We start from the raw sequence: 643 nt of genomic DNA, 5'->3' as shown, positions 1-643 counted from the left end.
GCAACAGGCTCCCCAATCTGCCATATCCGAAGAAGAGCGGCAGAAGATAGAAGCGGAAAAAGCAGATAAGCGTAAAGCAAGAAAGAACAATGGGGCCAAACGTGACATGCATTATGAGATGGAGGAAGAAGAACATGTCGTTTATCCCGATGATCCCGATTTTGACATCAATAAGGCCCGGTTGTTTACCACTGTTCCCAGAATATGCGTCCGCTATGAATGTGTACCCATGCGCTTCATCAAGCATGTCTACAAGATACACACCTATACGCAAGAAGGTCGCCTGTTTGAGGGAAAAACACCGGCTTCGGCCTTCTTGAATTCCAGCTATGACGGTTCATTTATTGCCGGATTGATGGAATTACGTTATATACAATCGCTACCTGTTGAAAGAATCATCAACTACTTCGAGAGTCATGGCTTTACGCTGAAGAAACCTACGGCTCATAAGTTGATAGAGAAAGCCTCAGACCTCTTCGAAAATCTTTATAAGTGCATCCGGCAGACAGCTTTGAGTGATCCTTATAAGGCAGCCGATGAAACCTATTACAAAATACTCGTCCCGGAAAAGAACAGCAAGGGAAAAGGAGTCAGGAAGGGATACCTTTGGGTGGTTGTCGGCATAAACACCAGGATGATATAC

General features: G+C 44.9%; 1 protein-coding gene. It reads left to right on the top strand.

The window, feature by feature from the left end; genetic code table 11:
- Positions 1-643: IS66 family transposase (locus tag N5O98_RS27380; RefSeq protein ID WP_269496304.1), on the top strand; the 643-nt coding region annotated here is incomplete at both ends.

It is taken from the genome of Bacteroides sp. LFL-34 (assembly GCF_027257075.1).
Lineage (GTDB): Bacteria > Bacteroidota > Bacteroidia > Bacteroidales > Bacteroidaceae > Bacteroides > Bacteroides ovatus.
This window is presented reverse-complemented; position numbering and strand designations above follow the sequence as displayed.